Annotated in this window: 26 protein-coding genes; 18 read left to right on the top strand and 8 right to left on the bottom strand. The window is 66.2% G+C overall.

The genetic code is table 11. The annotated features are described in order from the left end of the window. Window positions 1–24: 24 nt before the first annotated feature. A complete protein-coding gene (locus ACSQ9E_RS17080; protein WP_436218590.1) occupies window positions 25–453 on the bottom strand; it encodes a hypothetical protein in 429 nt (142 codons plus the stop codon). Between the two features lie 226 nt (window positions 454–679). Between ACSQ9E_RS17080 and ACSQ9E_RS17075 the strand changes: the two genes are divergently transcribed. Next, complete coding sequence (locus ACSQ9E_RS17075; RefSeq protein ID WP_436218589.1) at window positions 680–1087, top strand: hypothetical protein; 408 nt, start codon at window positions 680–682, stop codon at window positions 1085–1087. Between the two features lie 325 nt (window positions 1088–1412). On the opposite strand, the gene ACSQ9E_RS17070 is transcribed toward ACSQ9E_RS17075, so the two are convergent. Beyond that, complete coding sequence (locus tag ACSQ9E_RS17070; RefSeq protein WP_436177630.1) at window positions 1413–1595, bottom strand: hypothetical protein; 183 nt, start codon at window positions 1593–1595, stop codon at window positions 1413–1415. Window positions 1596–1694: 99 nt separating this feature from the next. Further along, entirely contained in the window at window positions 1695–2681 is a 987-nt protein-coding gene (locus tag ACSQ9E_RS17065; protein ID WP_436218588.1) for a LysR family transcriptional regulator, read from the bottom strand. An 86-nt stretch (window positions 2682–2767) separates the two neighbouring features. Here ACSQ9E_RS17065 and ACSQ9E_RS17060 point away from each other — a divergent pair, with 86 nt between their 5' ends. From ACSQ9E_RS17060 to ACSQ9E_RS17045, 4 genes are all read left to right on the top strand, one after another. Next, window positions 2768–3799, top strand: coding sequence for an NADP-dependent oxidoreductase (locus ACSQ9E_RS17060; protein WP_436218587.1), 1032 nt, complete (start codon window positions 2768–2770; stop codon window positions 3797–3799). A 244-nt stretch (window positions 3800–4043) separates the two neighbouring features. After that, window positions 4044–5234 (top strand): TCR/Tet family MFS transporter, encoded by a 1191-nt coding sequence (locus ACSQ9E_RS17055; RefSeq protein WP_436218586.1) that lies wholly within the window; start codon window positions 4044–4046, stop codon window positions 5232–5234. A 91-nt stretch (window positions 5235–5325) separates the two neighbouring features. Next, entirely contained in the window at window positions 5326–5865 is a 540-nt protein-coding gene (locus tag ACSQ9E_RS17050; protein WP_157412620.1) for a hypothetical protein, read from the top strand. 6 nt (window positions 5866–5871) lie between these two features. After that, the gene (locus tag ACSQ9E_RS17045; protein ID WP_436218585.1) at window positions 5872–6087 is read left to right on the top strand and encodes a hypothetical protein; all 216 of its coding nucleotides are present in this window, start codon (window positions 5872–5874) and stop codon (window positions 6085–6087) included. 328 nt (window positions 6088–6415) lie between these two features. Here ACSQ9E_RS17045 and ACSQ9E_RS17040 read toward each other — a convergent pair whose 3' ends face one another. Next, window positions 6416–6598, bottom strand: coding sequence for a hypothetical protein (locus ACSQ9E_RS17040; protein WP_436218584.1), 183 nt, complete (start codon window positions 6596–6598; stop codon window positions 6416–6418). Window positions 6599–6870: 272 nt separating this feature from the next. On the opposite strand from ACSQ9E_RS17040, the gene ACSQ9E_RS17035 reads away from it, so the two are divergent. The 4 genes from ACSQ9E_RS17035 to ACSQ9E_RS17020 all read left to right on the top strand — a co-directional run bounded on the left by ACSQ9E_RS17035 (window position 6871) and on the right by ACSQ9E_RS17020 (window position 8551). Further along, complete coding sequence (locus tag ACSQ9E_RS17035; protein WP_157412621.1) at window positions 6871–7032, top strand: hypothetical protein; 162 nt, start codon at window positions 6871–6873, stop codon at window positions 7030–7032. 156 nt (window positions 7033–7188) lie between these two features. Further along, complete coding sequence (locus ACSQ9E_RS17030; protein ID WP_057264501.1) at window positions 7189–7773, top strand: hypothetical protein; 585 nt, start codon at window positions 7189–7191, stop codon at window positions 7771–7773. Window positions 7774–7953: 180 nt separating this feature from the next. Then, window positions 7954–8211: a hypothetical protein gene (locus ACSQ9E_RS17025; RefSeq protein ID WP_057264503.1), complete on the top strand. Its 258-nt coding sequence runs from the start codon at window positions 7954–7956 to the stop codon at window positions 8209–8211. Between the two features lie 193 nt (window positions 8212–8404). Then, window positions 8405–8551, top strand: coding sequence for a hypothetical protein (locus ACSQ9E_RS17020; protein ID WP_164470692.1), 147 nt, complete (start codon window positions 8405–8407; stop codon window positions 8549–8551). Between the two features lie 57 nt (window positions 8552–8608). Here ACSQ9E_RS17020 and ACSQ9E_RS17015 read toward each other — a convergent pair whose 3' ends face one another. Both ACSQ9E_RS17015 and ACSQ9E_RS17010 read right to left on the bottom strand, forming a co-directional pair. Next, window positions 8609–8821: a hypothetical protein gene (locus tag ACSQ9E_RS17015; RefSeq protein ID WP_057264505.1), complete on the bottom strand. Its 213-nt coding sequence runs from the start codon at window positions 8819–8821 to the stop codon at window positions 8609–8611. Between the two features lie 106 nt (window positions 8822–8927). Next, window positions 8928–9218: a hypothetical protein gene (locus tag ACSQ9E_RS17010; RefSeq protein WP_057204198.1), complete on the bottom strand. Its 291-nt coding sequence runs from the start codon at window positions 9216–9218 to the stop codon at window positions 8928–8930. A gap of 135 nt (window positions 9219–9353) precedes the next feature. Here ACSQ9E_RS17010 and ACSQ9E_RS17005 point away from each other — a divergent pair, with 135 nt between their 5' ends. Next, window positions 9354–9734 (top strand): response regulator, encoded by a 381-nt coding sequence (locus tag ACSQ9E_RS17005; RefSeq protein ID WP_057264507.1) that lies wholly within the window; start codon window positions 9354–9356, stop codon window positions 9732–9734. Between the two features lie 169 nt (window positions 9735–9903). Further along, window positions 9904–12102: a response regulator gene (locus tag ACSQ9E_RS17000; protein WP_057264509.1), complete on the top strand. Its 2199-nt coding sequence runs from the start codon at window positions 9904–9906 to the stop codon at window positions 12100–12102. Between the two features lie 14 nt (window positions 12103–12116). On the opposite strand, the gene ACSQ9E_RS16995 is transcribed toward ACSQ9E_RS17000, so the two are convergent. Beyond that, entirely contained in the window at window positions 12117–14375 is a 2259-nt protein-coding gene (locus ACSQ9E_RS16995; protein WP_436218583.1) for a sensor domain-containing diguanylate cyclase, read from the bottom strand. A gap of 339 nt (window positions 14376–14714) precedes the next feature. Between ACSQ9E_RS16995 and ACSQ9E_RS16990 the strand changes: the two genes are divergently transcribed. Next, a complete protein-coding gene (locus tag ACSQ9E_RS16990) occupies window positions 14715–14918 on the top strand; it encodes a hypothetical protein (RefSeq protein ID WP_057264513.1) in 204 nt (67 codons plus the stop codon). Between the two features lie 152 nt (window positions 14919–15070). Here ACSQ9E_RS16990 and ACSQ9E_RS16985 read toward each other — a convergent pair whose 3' ends face one another. Continuing rightward, on the bottom strand, window positions 15071–15223 hold the full coding sequence (locus tag ACSQ9E_RS16985) for a hypothetical protein (RefSeq protein WP_157421840.1): 153 nt from the start codon (window positions 15221–15223) through the stop codon (window positions 15071–15073). A gap of 391 nt (window positions 15224–15614) precedes the next feature. Between ACSQ9E_RS16985 and ACSQ9E_RS16980 the strand changes: the two genes are divergently transcribed. The 6 genes from ACSQ9E_RS16980 (at window position 15615) to ACSQ9E_RS16955 (ending at window position 19827) form a co-directional block, all read left to right on the top strand. Then, the gene (locus tag ACSQ9E_RS16980) at window positions 15615–16259 is read left to right on the top strand and encodes a hypothetical protein (protein ID WP_157421841.1); all 645 of its coding nucleotides are present in this window, start codon (window positions 15615–15617) and stop codon (window positions 16257–16259) included. A gap of 231 nt (window positions 16260–16490) precedes the next feature. Further along, window positions 16491–17057: a polyhydroxyalkanoate synthesis repressor PhaR gene (phaR, locus tag ACSQ9E_RS16975; RefSeq protein WP_436218582.1), complete on the top strand. Its 567-nt coding sequence runs from the start codon at window positions 16491–16493 to the stop codon at window positions 17055–17057. Window positions 17058–17079: 22 nt separating this feature from the next. After that, window positions 17080–17538, top strand: coding sequence for a hypothetical protein (locus ACSQ9E_RS16970; RefSeq protein ID WP_179680699.1), 459 nt, complete (start codon window positions 17080–17082; stop codon window positions 17536–17538). Window positions 17539–17655: 117 nt separating this feature from the next. After that, window positions 17656–19047 carry a 30S ribosomal protein S12 methylthiotransferase RimO gene (gene rimO, locus ACSQ9E_RS16965; protein WP_436218581.1) on the top strand — a complete coding sequence of 464 codons (1392 nt, stop codon included), beginning with the start codon at window positions 17656–17658 and terminating at the stop codon, window positions 19045–19047. An 81-nt stretch (window positions 19048–19128) separates the two neighbouring features. Continuing rightward, the gene (locus tag ACSQ9E_RS16960) at window positions 19129–19386 is read left to right on the top strand and encodes a hypothetical protein (protein ID WP_057264530.1); all 258 of its coding nucleotides are present in this window, start codon (window positions 19129–19131) and stop codon (window positions 19384–19386) included. 36 nt (window positions 19387–19422) lie between these two features. Further along, entirely contained in the window at window positions 19423–19827 is a 405-nt protein-coding gene (locus ACSQ9E_RS16955; protein WP_428001460.1) for a DUF5329 family protein, read from the top strand. Window positions 19828–19916: the final 89 nt, after the last annotated feature.

Genomic DNA, 19916 nt, shown 5'->3' with positions numbered 1-19916 from the left:
CTGGCTGAACGCAGTCAGCTATGTTCACCGCAAGTTGACTACGGGAACCACCAGAGAATACACCTCCAAAAGATACGGTTCCGCGACAATGAGGTAGCGGCCATCGACCGACAGAGTAGCCACGAACCAGTCACCTGACATCGTGCGAAACGAAATCTTGTGACTGCTGTCTGCTGATTGCACAAGCACCGATTGCGCATCGGCGCGCGGGTCGAACGAATACGAGACCGAGGTTTCATCGACATGAAGCAAGGGAGGGGTAGCCGAAACGCCAAAGTATCGAGGGTGCTCAGCCTCGAAGGCATCTGGAGTAAGAACGAGGACCTCTACGGTGAGACGGCTTAGGTTGACCTCGAACACCTCGTCGTAGTCGAAAACATACATAGCTCCGTCAGCCGGAAGCGTGAACCCTCGTATGCGTTCCGAGATCCGCGGTAGTACAAGTTTGTTCACGGCTTTGATCGAAGGGAGGCATCAAAAGAGGCCATGCTCGAATGTCTGGTTTTGGCCGATGGCAGCCATCGTAGCAGCGGCGCCACGGGCCTTGAACAGTCCATCGCATAGCGGCGGCAAAGCTGCCAGTCGTTGAGTCCGGCCCTTCACTTACGGGCCCGCTCATTGCGCAGGCTATATTGGTAATTCAACTGTAATTGGTCGAAAAACTAGCTCTATGCATGTCATGCTTGTCGTCAAAAATTTAGCCGTTGCTGCATTGATAGCATCACCGTTGGCGCTTTCTATTGGGTCGGCGTGCTCTGCTTTGATTGCCCCTAGTGACAGTCGAGAGTCTGCAACAGCTTGGATCCTGATTGCCCTGGCATCGATGGCAATGGCAATCAATCTTCACCTTTCGTTTTTACGACCTGCGCTGCACGCCAAGCTCCATGGCAAATCAATGAAAGGCTACAAGCATGCTTCTGGGATTCCCCTGGTCGGTTCAATCCTTGCAGCGATTGCAGTTTTAGTCGCATGGGGAAAGCTGTCGGTAGCTGCCACCAGCTTGCTGATACTTTTCGCCGACACCGGGAGCGTTGTTTGGTTGTTTGCAGCCCTCGCTCGTGACAGATCATTTTGGAGCGAATCGTAAGGCGCTTGACTCGTTATGCGAACTCCGGGCCTGCTGCCGCCGGTGAACGCAAACATTGAGCGACCGCTTTCTCAAACCGCCAACGGCAGCTTCTGGCCGATAGCGGCAGTCTAGCCGCTCGCGCCTGTGCCCTGTATCACCCAAGAAGGCGACTCAGCGAAGCGGAGCAGGTACTGCCAGCGACCTGGGAATGTCGGCGAGAGCCGATCTGTGTGTCCAGTTAACTAACGCCGTTCCCGTTGTCCAACGCATGTCGCCCCACTGTCCGGCAACGGCCGAACAGGCAACAGGTGCGGGGCTTGCCTGCAGTCACCGCACCAGGCTGCTATGCGGACACCAGGCCCAGGCGGTAGCGTGCGGTGTCCAGCGACATTTTCAGTGCGGCGGCGCGGTGGCTGTCGGGCGCACCCCCCTGGGCCAGCCGGGTGGCCTCTTCCTGCCATTCCTCCAGAGCCCTGGCCCAGGTGGCAAGGGCGGTGTTTCGCGGCAGGGAGGGGGAGGGGACCATGGTCCATAGTGTCAGAGTAGGCCCGGGGGTGATCTAGCCCATTTGGGTGACTGCAGTTGAAGCCGCAGTATGCGATGCCGTACGAGACCGGCCAAACGGTCATTTTTTCGTACCTGTGGTCGGCGGGATGTGCTTTGGCCTCAAGGCTGCATTCGCAATCACCGCATCCCATGGCGCGGGCGACGGAAACAGCTCCTCCAGAAACGCTATGAACGCCTTGACGCTCGGACTCGCGCGCCGGCTTTCGGGCCAGACGGCGGTGATGGTCGGCATGTGGGCCGCAAATTCGGTCAGCACCGGCACCAGCAGGCCGCGCTCGACATACGGCGCGGCGATGAACGATGCCGACATGCCGATGCCGCCACCGGAGGCGATGACCTCCACCACCGCGTCGCTCACGTCCACCACGATGGCTGCATCGGGCGTGAACTCCACCGTGCGGCTGCCGGCCTTGAACACCCAGCGCATCAGCTGGCCCGATGCCTGGTAGCGAAAGTTCACGCAATCGTGGTGTTGGAGGTCCTCGGGCCGTTGGGGCGTGCCCCGCGCTGCCAGGTAGGCGGGCGAGGCGAAGGCGCTGACTTTGGCCGAGGTGAGGCCGCGCGATAGCAGGTTGGAGTCGGGCAGATCACCGATGCGGATAGCCACGTCGATGCCTTCCTCGACCAGGTTCACGAAGCGGTCGCCCAGCCGCAGGTCCACCTGCACCTTGGGGTAGCGGCGGCGAAACTCCGGCAGGGCGGGCGCGAGCAGGCGCGTGCCGATGGGCAGCGGCGCCGCCACCTTGATGGTGCCGGACGGCTCGGCCCGCACGGCGACGGCGGACTGCACCACATCCTCGGCCGCGCGCAGCAGGTGCAGGGCGCGCTCGTGCAGCTCGCGGCCCTCTGGCGTGAGCACCAGGGATCGGGTGGTGCGCGTGAACAGGCGCAGGCCCAACTGCTGCTCCAGCCGCTGGATGGTCTTGCTCACCGCCGATGGTGACACCGACAGCGACTGCGCTGCGGCGGTGAAGCTGCCGTGCGACGCCGCGCGGGCAAACGCGACGATGCCGGTCAGGCGCTCCAGGCTGATTGATTCCGTCATGGCATGAAACAAGTGAGTTGTGGAGGGATTATCAAACAGACGGTGAAGATCGACACTGCGGTTTTGACGAATCCCAGGAGATCACGATGACGACCGCTACGACAACCACGACGACGATGATGAAAGCCATCCGCCTGCACGCCTTCGGCGGCCCCGAGGTGCTGCGCTACGAGGATGCGCCGGTGCCTGCGCTCAAGCTCGGCGAGGTGCTGGTGCGCGTGCACGCAGTGGGCATCAACCCGCCCGACTGGTACCTGCGCGAGGGCTACCGCATGCTGCCGCCCGCGTGGCAACCGCCGATCGCGATGCCCGCCATCCCGGGATCGGACGTCTCGGGCGTGGTCGAGGCCGTGGCGCCGGGCGTGCAAGGCCTGGCCGTGGGCGACGAGGTGTTCGGCATGGTGCGCTTTCCCAGCTATGGCGACAGCGCGGCCTATGCCGAATACGTGACCGCACCCGCATCGGACCTGGCACACAAGCCAGCCGGCATCAGCCACGTGCAGGCAGCTGCTGCACCCATGGCCTTGCTCACGGCGTGGCAGTTCCTCATCGAGCTGGGCCACGACCACCCGAACCCCTTGCAGCCGCAGATGCACCGGCCGGTGCCCGTCGAGGGCAAGACGGTGCTCATCAACGGCGCGGCCGGCGGCGTGGGGCACTTTGCGGTGCAAGTGGCGAAGGTCAAGGGCGCGCACGTGATCGCCGTGGCCTCCGGTGCGCACGAGGCCTTTTTGCGGGGCCTGGGCGCCGACGAATTCATCGACTACACCCAGGGCGCGCCCGAAGAGGTGGCTCGCGGGGTGGACCTGGTGCTCGACACCCTGGGCGGTCCCACCACCGGCCGGTTTCTGCAGACGCTCAAGCCGGGTGGCGTTCTGTACCCCGTGTTCCCCCTGGGCTACACCGGCGCCGACGAGGCCGCGCAGCGGGGCTTCACGGTGTCGGCAACGCAGGTGAGGTCCAGCGGCGCCCAGCTCGTGCAACTGGCGGGCTTGCTCGGCGCGGGCACGGTGCGCGTGGCCATCGACAGCACCTTTGCGCTGGCCGATGCGCGCAGCGCACACGAGCGGGCGGCGCGCGGGCACATTCGCGGAAAGATCGTGCTCACGGTGAGATAGGGGGGGCGGGGCGTCGAGGTAGCAGCGCGGGCGTGCGATACTGCGCACTCGAACACCGCGAGAAACGGCCGTTTGTTGCATTCGCCCGTCCATCTGGACACCGAAACCGCAATTGGCCGCGCACACGCCGCCACCCCCGCACGGGGTGACCCCGGCCAGCGTTTCCCCCGACACCCGTCGGACCCTGCTGCGAGCAGCTGCGCCCTTGGCGCAGCCATGCCTGCACGGACTGGAGCGCCCCTGCATGAACCGACCCCTTATCGTCATCTACCTTTGCGTTGCGCTCGATGCCATGGGCATCGGCCTCGTGTTTCCCATCCTTCCGGCGCTGGTCGGCGAAGTCACTGGCGCCGGCAATGTCGCGCCGTTCATCGGGATCATGGCCGCACTGTATGCAACCATGCAACTGGTGTTCGCGCCGGTGCTGGGCGCGCTGAGCGACCGGCTGGGCCGGCGGCCCGTGCTGCTGCTGTCCCTGGCCGGCGCCAGCTTCAACTACCTGCTGCTGGCGTGCGCGCCCAGCCTGTGGCTGTTGCTGCTGGGGCGCGCCATCGCGGGGCTGACAAGCGCCAACATGTCGGTGGCGACGGCCTACATCACCGATGTCACGCCCGAGGCGCAGCGCGCGCGGCGCTTCGGGCTCTTCAACGCCATGTTCGGCGCGGGCTTCATCATCGGGCCGGTGCTGGGCGGCGTGCTCGGCGACCACTGGGTGCGCTTGCCCTTCATCGCAGCGGCGGTGCTCACGGGGGCCAACTTCGTGCTCGCATGCACATCGTTGCCCGAATCGCGCAAGGGCAGCGGCGAGGGCATCGGCCTGGCGGCGCTGAACCCGCTGCGGCCCCTGGCATGGGTGCTTTCTGAAAAGCGCCTGCGGCCCATCGTACTGACCTTCTTCATCCTCAGCGCGACCGGCGAGGCCTATGGCATCTGCTGGGCGCTGTGGGGTGCCGACGCGTTCCAGTGGAATGGCCTGTGGATCGGACTGTCGCTGGGCGCCTTCGGCGTGTGCCAGACCCTGGTGCAGGCGTTGGCTCCCGGGCCGGCCAGCCGCTGGCTGGGTGAGAGGGGCGCTGTGCTGGCGGGCATTGCCTGCGCCTGCCTGGCCCTGGTGGCGATGGCCTTCATACGCCAGGGCTGGATGGTGTTCGTAGCCATGCCGGTCTTTGCGCTGGGCAGCATCGGCACGCCGGCGCTGCAGGCGCTGGCCAGCCGCCAGGTGGGTGCCGACCTGCAGGGGCAGTTCCAGGGCATGCTGGCTTCGGCCGTCAGCCTGGCGTCCATCATCGCGCCGCTGGGCTTCTCGGCGTTCTACTATGCCGTGCGGTCGGACTGGCCCGGCGCCATATGGCTGCTGGTGGTGGCGGTGTACGCCATGGCCGTGCCGCTGGTGGCGCTGGGGACCCGGCGCCCCAGCATACCGGGCAGGGCGTAGCAGATTCGCCATGGTTTTCGAGTATCGGGATTCCGACAAGCCAAACTTTTATCTTGGTGCCTGGGCCGTGCCTGAGGGCAGAATGGGGTACATGACACGCACCCCGGACATTGACCTTACCGATCAGGAACACGCATGGCTGGGCCAGATCGACTTCAGCCGCAGGCATGACGACGCCACGGTACGGTCGCTTGAGCCCATGGCAGCGCTGTACCAGTCGCTGCTGGCGCGCGGTGGCATTCCTGTGGAGCGCATGCGCTACTACACGGTGCCGGACCGCTACCCTGGGGGGCAGGGGCGCTCGCGCGAGGCCTGGTACGAGGCCAATGGCGCCCCTGCCAATGGGGCGCACCTGGAGGCCAGCTTTCTGCCCCGGCTCGAATACTACGTCTTCGGGCCGAACCTGCCGGCCGACATCGTTGCGGCCTTCAGGCAGGCGGCCCTGTCGGATGGCCGGCTCTCCAGCTGGGAGATCGAGCGGCTCAAGCCCGGCGCCATGCAGGTGGTGCGGGCGCTGCCGCAGGAGATTTCAGTGTCTGCTGAAGAATTTTTGAAGCTGGCCTTCGAGTGCGGCGCGCAGCCGACGGCGGCGGCGTCGCTGTGGGAGTCGTTGTGCAAGGCGCGGCGCTAAAGCCCCATGGCCCCCAACGCTGATGCGGCGCCCGAAGACAGCGGGCAACTCGAAATCGAAGGGCACACGGGCACCTGGCAGGTGAAGGACGGCACCCTCACCGTCACCTGCCTGACCATGGGCATTGCGCCAAAAAGCGCCAAGGTGCAGGACAACGCGGACTTTCTGGCGCGGCTGCTCATGCAGGAAATGCACCGCGAATGGAAGCTGACGCGGCCTTAGAGCGGCTAACAAAACTCTTCTGGCGTCGTTGCTGCGCCTTGTCGTACTAACGTACTGCCTGCGGCGCAGCGCCTAGGAGCGTGCGCGGCAGAAGGAGCATCGGCTGCAACGCCCGACAAACCGGTCTCGCCGGGTATCACCTCCGGCGCCCAGGGTGCCACCCTGGGCTTGTCGGTACTACCCAGCGATCCTCGGTTTTCGGACGTTTCGCTTCGATGCCTTCTGCCGCGCACGCTCCTAGCCAGAACCGCTTCGCTGAGTTTTGTTCCGCTCTTAGTGGAGGGTGTCCGCGGGTGAAAGCACCGCCGTGCTTACCGCCCCGTCTCGTTCAAGGGGCCAACCCATCCACCTCGGCGCGGGCCGCATCAAGCGCCCGCTTGAGCGCCACGGACCGGACGCGATCGCGCTGGCCGCCGCGCAGCACGCGGTGCATTTCCTGGTGGAATGCTTCCAGGGCCATGGCCCAGGTGGCCAGGGCCTGCTTCCGGTCAACAAAGGTGGAGTAGGTCATCCACCACGGTGGCGCAGTGGTGGCAATGCGCCTGCAAGGCATGCCGCTGTGGGGACGTGGGACAAGGACCCCTTTGCCTCGCTCCAGCGGGCCGCCACAGGGCCGGGCAGCGTTCCTCCCGGTTTTGGGCCTGCTCTCCGTGCAGTTTTGCACACCGCAGCCATTTTCAAAAACGCCACCGGCCCCATCTGCTGCGAGGATGGGAACTTGTCTGACACGGACGGCTGGGCTTGCCAGCTACCTTTGCACACATGTACCACCGGGAGAGCACCATGAGCACCAGCAAACCATTCCAGCGCCAGATGTCCTTCGCCGATGCCGGCTTGGCAGACGATGCAGAACTGGAGTTCGGCCAGTACAGCCCGCGAGTGATGTGGCTGGCAGCCGCTGCGGTAATGCTGCTGGTGGCGGTGGTGGCGTTTGCCGCAGGCTGACGCTGCCTCTACAGCGCTACGGGGCGGGGCCCCGACATTGCACTGGTTACCGAGCGCAACGCAGCTTGCCGCGGGTGCGGCTGGCGAGCACACTGCATGCTCGCTGGAGTGACGGCACCCATGCATGAACCTACAAGAAACTGGGGGAAATCGACCATGAAGACCATGCCACCACTGGCACGCGGCGCGGCGCTCGGCGCCATGCTGCTTTGTGCATCTGCCGCCATGGCGCAGGACTACCCACAGCGCTCGCGCGAGGACCTGGGGCCCAAGGCGCGCGCGCAGTACGACCGCTGCGTGGAGAACGCCACCGAAAAGCCCACGCCCACGGGCATCCACATCGCGCTGCGGGTGTGCGATGAAAACTACCTCATGGGCAAGGCGCCGTCCGAAAAGGGCGCACGCCTGACCGCCGAGGCGCGGGCCAAGCGCCTTGCCGAGGAGTACAACGCGGACGCACGCGAGCGGCGCGACGAGCGCATCCTGACCACCTCGGCCACGCACGCGGGGCGGCATGTGACGGTGAAGTTCCTGGTCAGCCCGGCCGGGGTGCGGCCGGATTTCGAGGCCGTGGTGGAGCGCGAGCTGCTGGGCACGCTGTGCCGCGACCCGCATGTGTCGCCCGACCTGCAGGCCGGTGTGCGCTTGAGCTACATCTACGACGACACCGCCATGCGTCGCCTGGCGAATGTGACGGTGTCGCAGGCCAAGTGCGGCGAGTGGCCGTGGAACCGGATGTAGGCCAGCACTGCATGGGCCCCAGAAGCCGCCTTGCCAGGCGGCTTTTTTCATGGCGCCAAGGGGGCTCGCGGGGCACGACGGCTACTGCGGGTTTTCGACACCCAGGAATGGTATTTGTCCGACAGCCCAGGCGCCCGCTGGCCGTTAACTTCACTGCAACACACAGCCAGGAGCAACCACATGAAAACCATCAGCAACACATCGGGCAATTACGGCATGCTGCAGGGCGCCGACAGTGCGGGTGATTCGCGGGTGTTTGGCATCTCTGCGGTCATTGCGGTGCTGGTGGTGTCGTGCGTGGTGGCTTTCAAGATGGCCGCGCCAGAGATCAAGGCAGCTCTCGCCAGCCAGTTGCCGGCTGCCACGCAGTTCGTTTCCGTGCAGTCCGCACCGAGCGTGGACGCGTCTATCCAACACGCCGTGGTGGGCGAGCACTGAGAGGCACTGGTCTGGGTTGTCGCGCGGCAGCGCGACGGGATGGCGCGTACCCCCGCGCGTCAGTCAAGTAGCAGCCCAGTAGAGCGGCAGGTCTTTCGCGGTTTTCACAACCCCATGGCGCATGCGCAGGCACCATCGAAGGCCTGTTTCTTGCAGGCGCTTGCTGCCTGCCACCCGCCTTCTTTTTGCTCCCATGGTTCTGTACAAGCCCGGTTCCCGATTTCTCTACAAAGGCCGCGTCGTCACCGTCGATTACGTCATCATCCGCAAAAGCGGCATGTGGATCCGCCTGGTGGGGCATGAGGAGTCGTGCCTGCCAGAGGCGTTGACGCCGCTGTGAGCCCCCTCTGACTGTAGGTTGCGCTGGCCTGCACCGAGTTGTGCCGACCCATCTCCGTCATGGGGAATTGATGCTTGCCGGAGTCTCCGGGTCCACGTCCGACTCGGGCGGATGGTGTGCAGGAGCCGATGGCGTGATGTCCCCGCGCTCGGGCGCCGTGTCTGCAGGCTTGCGTTTGCCGGCTTGGGCATCGGTCTCGGTAAAGGCCGGGGTGGGGCGGTCGGGGTCCTTGCGGGGCTTGCCGTCGGGCGATGGGGGTGGTGTGGCCATGGGGCCTCCGCTGCAAAAAGCCCAGTGTGCTGACGCAGTGGCCTGGCCGCTGTAGGACGATGCCGCCGCACCGGCCCCCTTCGGACAGAGGGAGGCAGGCGGGCTGCTATTTTTTCGTGGCCGCGGCGCTTTGCTTGGCGTCGATCTCGCGCAGCAGATCGTTGGATTTTTCGAGCGCTTCGGCCGTCTCGCTGAGCTGCTGCTCCAGCTCGTCGGTGCGCTCCACAGCGGCCTGCAGGTCGCCCTCCAGCGCTTCGGTGGGGATTTGCGTGGACAGCACGGCGTGCACCACGTTGAGCTCGCTGGCCGTGGCCTTGATCTGCTCGGCCGCTTCGATGTTCTGGTTCAGGACATCTGCGATCTCGGATGCCTGGGACGGTTTCGACTCGCTGGGCATGGTGGGGGCTCGGCTCAATGGGGGAAAAATCACACAATCGTGTGCATGCGGGGTAACGGCCTACAGGCTGTGGCCATGTACGCGCTTAGATTGTAGGCAGCTTCCCAATAACCGGTGTAACCGGCACGTTCCACGATGCCTTTCATCACCATTCTCGTCGAAGACAACAAAACCATCAGTGAGACCCTGGTTCCGGCATTGGAGGAGTTGGCCAATGCCCGCGTTGTTGCCATTGCCACCACTGCCTCGGGTGCCCGGCAGGCGGTGGAGCGCTGGCGCGGGCAATGGCACCTGATGGTGGTGGACCTGTTTCTGGCCGCCGGCTCGGGCCTGGAGGTGCTGCAGGCCGTGCGCCAGCGCAATCCCGGCCAGCATGTGTTTGTGCTGTCCAACTACGCCACGCCCGACATGCGCCGCCGCTGCCTGGCCCAGGGGGCCGATGCCGTGTTCGACAAATCTACGGAACTGGATGCGTTCTTCGACCACTGCATGGGCTTGCCCGACCCCCAAGCCTGACCGTGTGCGCCCGCAAGGCCGGCCCCGTTCCGTGTAGACATCCATGAACACCCGGGTGGTTCAAACCCGGCCAAGAATTTAAAGTGGCGATTCCTGTCCCGCGAGCGCACCCGATATTTGCTGGGCGTGAGGTCGCGGGCGAATATGCCAATATAAGAAACCGCACCCCATGCCACTGAGCGCAGCCGCGTTGTCGACCGTCATCAACAGCGCCACCGACACGGCCATCATCGCGCTGGACAGCCGGGGCGCCGTGCTCAGCTGGAACCCTGGCGCCGTGCGGCTGCTGGGCTGGTCCGAGCAAGAGATGCTGGGCCAGACCCTGCTGCGCATCTTTCCCGAAGAGACGAACCCCCAGGCGCGCGTGACCGAGGAAATGGCCGACGCCCAGTCCAAAGGCCGTGGCGGCCACGAGGGATGGCGCATGCGCGCCGATGGCTCGCGTTTCTGGGCGGTGGGCGAGCTCACCCCGGTGACCGACCCCGCCGCAGCGCCCGTGGCCTTTGTGAAGGTGCTGCGCGACCGCACGCAGTGGAAGGTGTCCGAAGACGCGCTGCGTGAGGAAAAGCGCACGCTGGAAATCCTCAACCGCGCCGCCGCCACGCTGGCGCGCGAGAACGACCTGGCCCTGGTGGTGCAGGCCGTCACCGACGCGGGCGTGGAAGTGACCGGCGCGCAGTTCGGCGCGTTCTTCTACAACCTGGTGGACGCTGCGGGCGAGAGCTACACGCTGTACACCCTGTCGGGCGCGCCGCGCGCCGCGTTCGAGGGCTTTCCCATGCCGCGCAACACGGCCCTTTTCGGCCCCACGTTTGCGGGCGAGGGCATCGTGCGCTCGGACGACATCACCCAGGACCCGCGCTACGGCCAGAGCGCGCCCTGGCACGGCATGCCCCAGGGCCACCTGGCGGTGACCAGCTACCTGGCGGTGCCGGTGATCGACCGGGCCCGCCATGTGATCGGCGGCCTGTTCTTCGGCCACGCGCAGCCGGGCGTGTTCACCGAGCGCTCGGAGCGCTCGGTGGCCCTGCTGGCGGCCGAGGCGGCCATTGCCATCGACAACGCCCGCCTGTTCGAGGCCGCCCAGCGCGAGATCGAAGAGCGCCGCAAGGCCGAGGTGGCGCTGCAGACGCTGAACGCCACGCTCGAATCCCAGGTGGCCGAGCGCAGCCAGCAGCTGCGCCTGCACGAAGAGGCGCTGCGCCAGGCGCAGAAGATGGAGGCGGTGGGCCAGCTCACGGGCGGCATCGCGCACGACTTCAACAACCTGCTGCAGGGCATCATGGGCAACCTGCAGGTGCTGCGCAAGCGGCTGGGGCAAGGGGTGCACAGCACGGCGGCCGACCTCGATACCTACGTCACCCGGGCCTTGGCGTCCACCTCGCGCGCGGCGGGGCTTACGCACCGGCTGCTGGCCTTCTCGCGGCGCCAACCGCTCAGCCCCAAGGCCGTGCGCACCAATCCGCTGGTGCTGTCCATGCAGGACCTGCTGCGCCAGACCATCGGCGAGAAGGTGGAGCTGTCGCTGCAGCTGGCGCCCGACCTGTGGACCACGCTGTGCGACGAGAACCAGTTGGAAAGCGCCATCCTCAACCTGGCCATCAACGCCCGCGACGCCATGCCGGGTGGCGGCCGGCTGACCATTGAAACGCACAACGCCGAGCTCGATGCGGCCTACGCCGCAGCCCTGCACGGCGTGCAGCCCGGCCCGTATGTGTGCATTGCCGTGACCGACACGGGCACGGGCATGACAGCAGAGACCCTGGCCCATGCCTTCGAGCCGTTCTTCACCACCAAGGCGGTGGGCGAGGGCTCGGGCCTGGGGTTGTCGATGATCTATGGTTTCACCCGCCAGTCCGAAGGCCACGCCCGCATCTTCAGCGAGTATGGGCAGGGCACCACCGTCAGGATCTACCTGCCGGCCCACTTCAACGCCGAGGACGGCCCCGCGCACGCACTGCCCGCACCCAGCGCCACCGCGGCGGGCAAGGGCGAGGTGATCCTGGTGGTGGAGGACGAAACCCTGGTGCGCGAGCTGGTGGCCGAGGTGCTGCGCGACCTGGGCTACCAGGTGCTGGAGGCGCACGACGGCCCCTCGGGGCTGCACCAACTGCGGGTGCCGCAGCGCCGCATCGACCTGCTCATCACCGACGTCGGCCTACCGGGGCTCAACGGCCGCCAGGTGGCCGAGGCGGCCAGCGCCGAGCGGCCGGACCTGAAAATCCTGTTCATGACGGGCTATGCCGAGAAGGTGTCAGCCTCGCAGCCCTTTGCCTCGCCCGGCAGGGAGATCCTCACCAAGCCCTTCGAGGTGGATGACATGGCGCGCAGGGTGCGCGCCTTGCTCGATGGCGGCGCCGGCAGGTAAGGGCCTGCGCTCCTTCAAGGGGGCATGTCTTCCACGACCAGCCCCGCACGCCCCTGTGCCTTGGCCTGGTAGAGCGCCATGTCCGCCCGCCGGGTGAGGGAGGCGGGCTTGGCCTCCATCGATGGCGCAATGCACGCCACGCCGATGCTCAGCGTGACCCAGGCCCCCAGGGGAGAGGCGCCGTGCGCGATGCGCGCGGAGGCCACCGCGTCCAGCACCCGCTGGGCCACCAGGCGGGCGCCTTCGCGCGTGGTTTCGGGCAGCAGGATGGCGAACTCCTCGCCGCCATAGCGCATGGCGCGCTCGTGTGATCGCCACAGGGCCTCGCGCAGCACGCCCGCCACGCGCTTGAGGCACTCGTCGCCCACCTGGTGGCCGTGCCGGTCGTTGAAGCGCTTGAAGTAGTCCACGTCCACCATCAGCAGCGACAGCGCCGCGCCCTGGCGTGCGTGGCGCGCCCACTCGGCCTGCAGGGTGTCGTCGAACAGGCGGCGGTTGCCCAGGCCGGTGAGCGCGTCCTGGTAGGACAGCTCGGACAGCGTGGCGTTCAGCCGCTCCAGCTCCAGCGCGGCCTGCTTGCGGGCCGTGATGTCCTGGAAGGCGCCGGTGATCCGCACGATGGCGCCGTCCTGCCAGATGGCCTCGCCCTGCGTGCGTACCCACAGCATGCGGCCCTTGGCCGAGACGATCTGCAGCTCCAGGTCCCAGGGCGTGCCGTCCTGCACGCATTTTTCTACCGCAGAGGCAATCAGGGGGCGCGACGCCTCGGTGTAGAAGTCGAGGGTGCGCGGCAGGTCCGGCGCGCCGCCCGGATCCAGGTCGTGGATGCGGTAGACCTCGTCGGTCCATTGCGACTGGCCGGTGGTCAGGTCCCGCGTCCAGCCACCGATGCGGGCGATTTCGCCGGACTTCTTCTGCAGCAGCACGGCGTCTGCCAGCGCGGCCTCGCTGGTCTTGCGCGGTGTGATGTCCATGAACGTGCCGATGATGCGCAGGGGCGCGCCGCTCTCGGCGCGCTCGGTCACCTTGCCGCGGCTGAAGAGCCACACGAACCGGTCTTGCAGCCGCACGCGGAACTCATTCTCGTAGGCCGGGCTGGCGCCCCTGAGGTGCTCGGAGAAGGCGGCGGCGTTGGCGGCCTGGTCGGCCGGGTGCAAGGTGGCCGTCCACTCCTCGATGGGGCGCACCACCTCGGCGTCGCCATAGCCCAGCATGCGCGCGCCCCGTGCATCGATGCGCAACTGGCGCGAGTCCACCTGCAGCTCCCACAGGCCCAGCTGGGCGCCGTCGAGCGCGCGCTCCAGGCGGGCCGCCGTCAGCTGCAGCGCGGCCTGCGAGGCTTCTTCGTGCGCCAGCAGCCGGCGCAGGCGCCGGCGCTCGATCAGGCGCAGGCCGGTGGCCGCTGCCAGCAGGGCGGCGTACAGCATGGCGTACATGCGCACCTGGGCGTACCAGGGGGCGTAGACCTCCGAGCGCTCGCGGCTCACGGCCAGCACCACGGTGTTGTCCAGCCCCAGGCCCACCGGCTTCACGCTGGCCAGCACCACCAGCCGCTCGCGGCCCGTGGCGGGCACCAGGCCTTCGAACACGGTCGTCTGTCGCTGGCTTTTGACATGGGCTTCAAACGCGGAGCCCGGCCTTGCCAGGTTGGCCATGCGCTCGGTGCCCATGCTGGGCACGGTGACGAAGACCTCGCCATCGGCATGCGCCAGCGTGGCCCGCATGTCCGGCGCGAACAGCGCGGAGCGGATGATGAAGGCGAAGAACTCATCGTCCAGCGTGGCGCTGACCACGCCCGAGAAATGGCCCTCGGCATCGAAGATGGCCCGCGACAGGTACAGCGCCACGCCCTCGTCGTCCGATGCCGAGGGGCGCGAGAGGTAGAGCACGCGCGGGTCGGGCCGGCCGTGCACGCCGCGGAAGAACTCTGCCGCGAAAAAATCCCGGCCCACGTCGGCTGCGCGGTCCGACGCGACGGCCGTGCCATTGGCGTCATGCACCGCCAGCCCACGCACGGCCTGGATCACGTCGGTGAGCAGGTGCAGCTGCCGGGATGCATCGGCGCTGGACGCGGTGAGCGCCGTGGCACGGTAGTCGCGGCTGATGCGGGTCAGCGCCTCGTTCAGGCCCTTGAGCTGGCGCGTGAGGTTCTCCGACACATAGCGGCTCAGGTCCTGCAGCCGCGCCTCCTCCGCCTCGCGGATCGTGTGGCGCGCGTTCAGCAGCTGCAGGACGATGGCCACCCCGGCCAATGCAAACACGAACAGGAACACCCGCCACGGCTCGAGCCGCAGCGATGAGCGGTCTTTGGCAGACCGTGGAGCGCCGGTTCGCGGGGAAAACACCTGCCGGGCCTTGCCTTTCATCCATCCCTGTCGCAAAAGTGGAGCCGCGCGCACTGGCTGTCTGGGCAGCACCGGTGGCGCGGGGGCGAAATGAATGATGACACGCCCCAACAGCCTGCGGCGCAAAACGCACGCGATTCCAGCACCAAGGGGCGGTTGCAGGCGCTGCTCCTGCGCCAGGCGCGCTGTGCATGGCCCGGCGAGCGGGGGCAAGGGCTATCGGGCGAGGTCCATACTCTGTGCTTTCCTCTCTTGAGAAAGCTCCCCATGTCCCTGCCAATCCGCGATGCTGCGCCCAATGAAAAACGTGGCAATGCCATGGCTGCGGCGCTGGCCAAGGAGCAGCTTCAGTACGCCGTGCAGATTGTCAAGGACGTGCTGCCCACCCAAGCGGGGGATGCCGTGCTGATCGGTGCCGTGGTACAGGCCATTGCGTCCAACTACGCAGCGGTGCCGCAGCCCAACCGGTAACTACCTCTGATTCAGCGCGAGCCTGCGGTACGCCGGGCGGGGCGGGCCTTGGGCAGGCGCGCCCGGCTGTGAGACGCCCAGCGGCCCGCGCAACCGCCTTCGGCGGCTGCCACCTGCGTGCAGCAACGGCCCCTTCGCCTCTGTACCACCGCTCAAAAATGCGGTGGCGGGTCCTGCACGGGCGACTCGGCAGGGCCGGGTGGCGGATCGCCCTGGGGCGGCGCGGGCGTCCAGGCCGGCTGGGGTGGCTGCTCCAGCGGTGGTGTGTCGATGGGAGGCATGGGCTGGGGTGCGGGTGCGGGCATGGCGAGCTCCTTGGATAGTGGTGGTCTGGCAACCACCGTACTTCTGTCCCCGGGCCGCGTATGCCAGCCAATGCCTATACCTGCGGCGGGCTGGGCGCCCCGTTGCGGTGTTATTGGCAATGGTTAAGCGCCTTATACGTCGGGATGGCGCCTATTGTCATCCTCTGTGAGGTGAATGGTGGCCATTGGTGCTGAAAAATGAGGCGCGTTCTGCACGGGGATGTGTCCTTGATCACCAGCAAGCAGCCCCACTCCGGCGGACAATACACCCATTGAGGTGTGGTGCATGCGCTACGCCTCCCGTCGGGCACCACAGATTGTTGCCTGACTCAGTTGGTTACGATGTACGTTAACGGTTACAGGCCTGACAAGGGCCCAGGAGAGATCAGACGTGAAACCGAACCCAAAAAACCTCGCGGTTGCGGCGTTTCTCGTGAGCGCCATGGCAGGGGCCCAGGCAGCAGACCCGGCGGTGTTCGATGGCGCCACCGGCACGCTGAGCCTGCCCACGCTGCAGATCGACAACGCCAGGTACTTCAGTGTGGTGATCAAGCTGTTGGATGTGGGCCTGCTCAAGGCCAATGACCCTGCCGTGGTGGGAGAAGACATCCAGTTCCTGAGCACCGGCAATTTGCTGCACCTGCCCCAGTTGACCATCGGCAAGGACCTGTTCACCCAGGTGAGCCTGGGCAATCCTTCTTTCAGCCTGGTCAGCTATGGCGGCGTGGTGACGAACCCGCCCTTCACCGGCACTGGCTCCACAGGCCACCTGCTGGACGTGCGCGTGACGGCCGTGAGCACGGCGCAGAACCCCATCACGCTGGTCAATGTGACCCGGCCGTTGAGCCAGCAGGAGTTTTGCAGCGATGCGTCGCTGCGCCTGCCCATCACCCAGAGCCAGCAAAACGCGCTGGCCAACAACTGGACGCTCAATGTCTGCACTTTCGATGTCATCTCGGGCACGGGCTCCATCAAAATGACGCTGCGTGTGTCGGGCCTGGCCGTGCCTTACAGCGCGACCTACGTTTACCATTGATCCGCGCCTCCAAGCGCGGTACGCAAGGGGCGGCACACAGTGCGCGCCCCTTTTTCATTTTTGGGGTTCGGAGCGCCATTCTTTGACGGGACCGTGCTGTCAACTGCGCGACTCTGGCGAATCAGGGTATTCCTTTGCCGGGCCAGGGGCCGGCACTGCCTAGAATCTGTTGCACTGCAATAGATTGACAGATACCACCCATGATGGGCCTGTGCGCCCGAGGAGTCCGTAGTGCCCGACAAGAAGAGCAGCGCCCCCGCTGGAGCCACCGCAGCCGCATCTGCCACCAGCAAGTCTGCACCGCGCGTGATCAAGAAGTACCCCAATCGCCGCCTGTACGACACCGACACCTCCACCTACATCACGCTGTCCGAAGTGCGCGAGTTGGTGATGGCCCACCACACCGTGGTGGTGCGCGACGCCAAGACGGGCGAGGACCTCACGCGCAGCATTCTGCTGCAGATCATCCTGGAAGAAGAGGCCGGCGGCGCCCCCATGTTCACCGAGGCGGTGCTGGCCAACATCATCCGCTTCTACGGCCATGCCATGCAGGGCTTCATGGGCGCCTACCTCGAGAAGAACGTCCAGGCCTTCACCGACGTGCAGGCCCAGCTGGCCGAGCAAAGCCAGAGCGTCACGCCCGAGATGTGGGCCCAGTTCATGAACCTGCAGTCGCCCATGCTCAAGGGCATGATGGGCAACTACGTCGAGCAGTCCCAGTCCATGCTCACGCAGATGCAGGAGCAGATGCAAAAGCAGACGGAGCAGATGCTGGGGGCGTTTGGCCTGAAGCGCTGATACGAACAAAGCGGAGGTCGCCATGGGCTTTTTGCAACGCCTTTTTGGGGGCGGGGACCGCAGGCTCGCACACCCCGTCTTCGGCGACCTGCTGCTCATCCGTGCCAAACACGGTGCCTACTGGGAAGGCGAGACCCAGCTGGCTGGCCACCCCCTCACCCTTGCGATCAAGGCCCCAGGCGCGGCCGAGCCTGTGCCCGCGCAGGTGGCGTTTTTCGAGCGCTACACCCAGGCCCCCGACCTGGCCTTCCACAAAGGGGAGGACCTGCTGGTCGGCGAGTGCGAACAGTGGCTGCGCAAGCCCTTTCCAGCCGACTGGCGCGAGGCTTTTGCGTGGGTGGCCCTGTCCATCCCGGCCGATGGTGACGAACTCAAGCCCTGGGACCTGTCTTTCGAGTGCCTGCAGGGTGTAGCGGCGCGGCGCCATTTCACCTGCTACATCGAGCGAGGGCATGCCGTGCGGGTGGAGGTGAGTGGGTAGCGGTGCTGGGCTTTTGGTCAAGCTGGCGGCCCCTGGCCCCTGTGGAACGGTGTTTAACAGCCCCTGGAGAGCCCCCTCCATACCCCTTTGCCCCCGGAACTGGGACAATACGGGGATATGAGCGAAGTACTGTCCCCCACGAAAACACCCAAAGTCGGATTTGTCAGCCTGGGTTGCCCCAAGGCGCTGACCGATTCCGAACTGATCCTGACGCAGCTGAGCGCCGAGGGTTACGAAACCTCCAAGACCTTCCACGGGGCTGACCTGGTCATCGTCAACACCTGCGGCTTCATCGACGATGCCGTCAAGGAAAGCCTGGACACGATCGGCGAGGCGCTGGCCGAGAACGGCCGGGTCATCGTTACCGGCTGCCTGGGCGCGCGCGAAGGCGCGGACGGCGGCAACATGGTGCGCCAGATGCACCCCAGCGTGCTGGCCGTGACCGGCCCGCATGCCACGCAGGAGGTGATGGACGCCGTTCACCTGAACCTGCCCAAGCCGCACGACCCCTTCATCGACCTGGTGCCGGGCAACTTCGGCGTGGCGGGCATCAAGCTCACGCCCAAGCACTACGCCTACCTCAAGATCAGTGAGGGCTGCAACCACCGTTGCACCTTCTGCATCATCCCTTCGATGCGCGGCGACCTGGTGTCGCGGCCCATCGGCGACGTGCTGAGCGAGGCCAAGGCCTTGTTCGCAGGTGGCGTGAAGGAACTGCTGGTGATCAGCCAGGACACGTCGGCCTACGGTGTGGATGTGAAGTACCGCACCGGCTTCTGGGACGGCAAGCCCGTGAAGACGCGCATGCTCGAATTGGTGCAGGCCCTGGGCGAGATCGCCGAGCCCTACGGTGCCTGGGTGCGCCTGCACTACGTGTACCCCTACCCGAGCGTGGACGAGGTGATTCCTCTCATGGCCACGGGCCGCGTGCTGCCTTATCTGGACGTGCCCCTGCAGCACAGCCACCCTGACGTCTTGAAGCGCATGAAGCGCCCCGCCAGCGGTGAGCGCAACCTGGAGCGCATCCAGCGCTGGCGCGAGGCCTGCCCCGAGATCGTCATCCGCAGCACCTTCATCGCCGGCTTCCCCGGCGAGACGGAAGAAGAGTTTGCCCATCTGCTGGACTTCGTGCGCGAGGCGCAGATCGACCGTGCCGGCTGCTTTGCCTACAGCGACGTGAATGGCGCCGCCGCTAACGAGCTGCCCGGCATGCTGCCCATGGAAGTGCGCGAAGAACGCCGCGCCCGCTTCATGGCCGTGGCCGAAGAAGTCTCCATCGCCCGCCTGCAGCGCCGCGTGGGCGCCACCATGCAGGTGCTGGTCGACTCCGCCCCGGGCCTGGGCCGCAAGGGTGGCGTGGGCCGCACGTATGCCGACGCGCCCGAGATCGACGGCACGGTGCAGCTGCTGCCGCCCGAGAAGATCAGCAAGACCATGAAGGTGGGCGAGTTCACGCGCGCCCGCATCGTGGGCGTGCGCGGGCACGATTTGATCGCGCAGCCGATCTGAACCCATGGATGGCCCCCGCGCCTGCCTGCGTCCACCCGGCGAGCCGGGCTGAAAACGCAAGCGTGGCCGGGAGCGATGCGGATGTCCGTGGCTGAAATCCAGGCAGGTGACCGGGTGCGGTTGCTGGGCCTGCCGGACTGGCTGGTGCACGACCTCCCGCAGGACGAGCAAACGGAGCTGCGGGCCTTCGTCGGCCAGATCACCGAGGTGACAGACATCGACGCCTACGGGTATTTCTGGCTGGGCTTTGGAGGCACGGTCGATCTGGAAGAGCAAGCTCGCTACAGCGGCCACTCCTTCTGCGTTCCGCGCGAATTCCTGGAGCGAGCCATTGATTGAGCCGGGGCCGCACTCCTCTAAAAAATCGCGATACCTATGCTACGTACTTTGATCGGTCTTTGGTTCTGCCTGGCTGCAGCCATCTCGCTTGCAGCGCCTGCGGCCGCGCCGGTGCGCGGCGAGATCGATGCCTTGTTGGCCGCGCTGCAGGCTTCCAACTGCGAGTTCCAGCGCAATGGTTCATGGCACGCAGCCACGGAGGCCAAGACCCATCTGCTGCGCAAGCTGGAATACATCGAAAAGCGAAGCACGCTGCCCAGCGCAGAAAAATTCATCGAGCTGGCCGCCTCGTCGAGCAGCGCCTCGGGCCAGGCCTACCAGGTCCGGTGCAACGGCACCGTGCAGCCCAGCGCCCAGTGGTTTGCGAGGCAGCTGGAAAGAATCCGGGCCGCTGGCTCTGCGGGTGCGCCTGGAGCCCTTGGCGCTTCATCCGCCAAGTAGGTGCCTGCGGCCCATCGCGGGCGGTTGAAGCATGTGGGGTGGTTCCCTTCCCGTTTTCGGGGCGGCCACGGGTTGCCAGATAGCAGCGC

Origin of the sequence: Acidovorax sp. LjRoot118 (genome assembly GCF_964253575.1) — a bacterium.
GTDB lineage: Bacteria > Pseudomonadota > Gammaproteobacteria > Burkholderiales > Burkholderiaceae_C > Acidovorax.
Note: the sequence above shows the minus strand (reverse complement) of the source record. Positions and strands in the feature narration are given on the sequence as shown.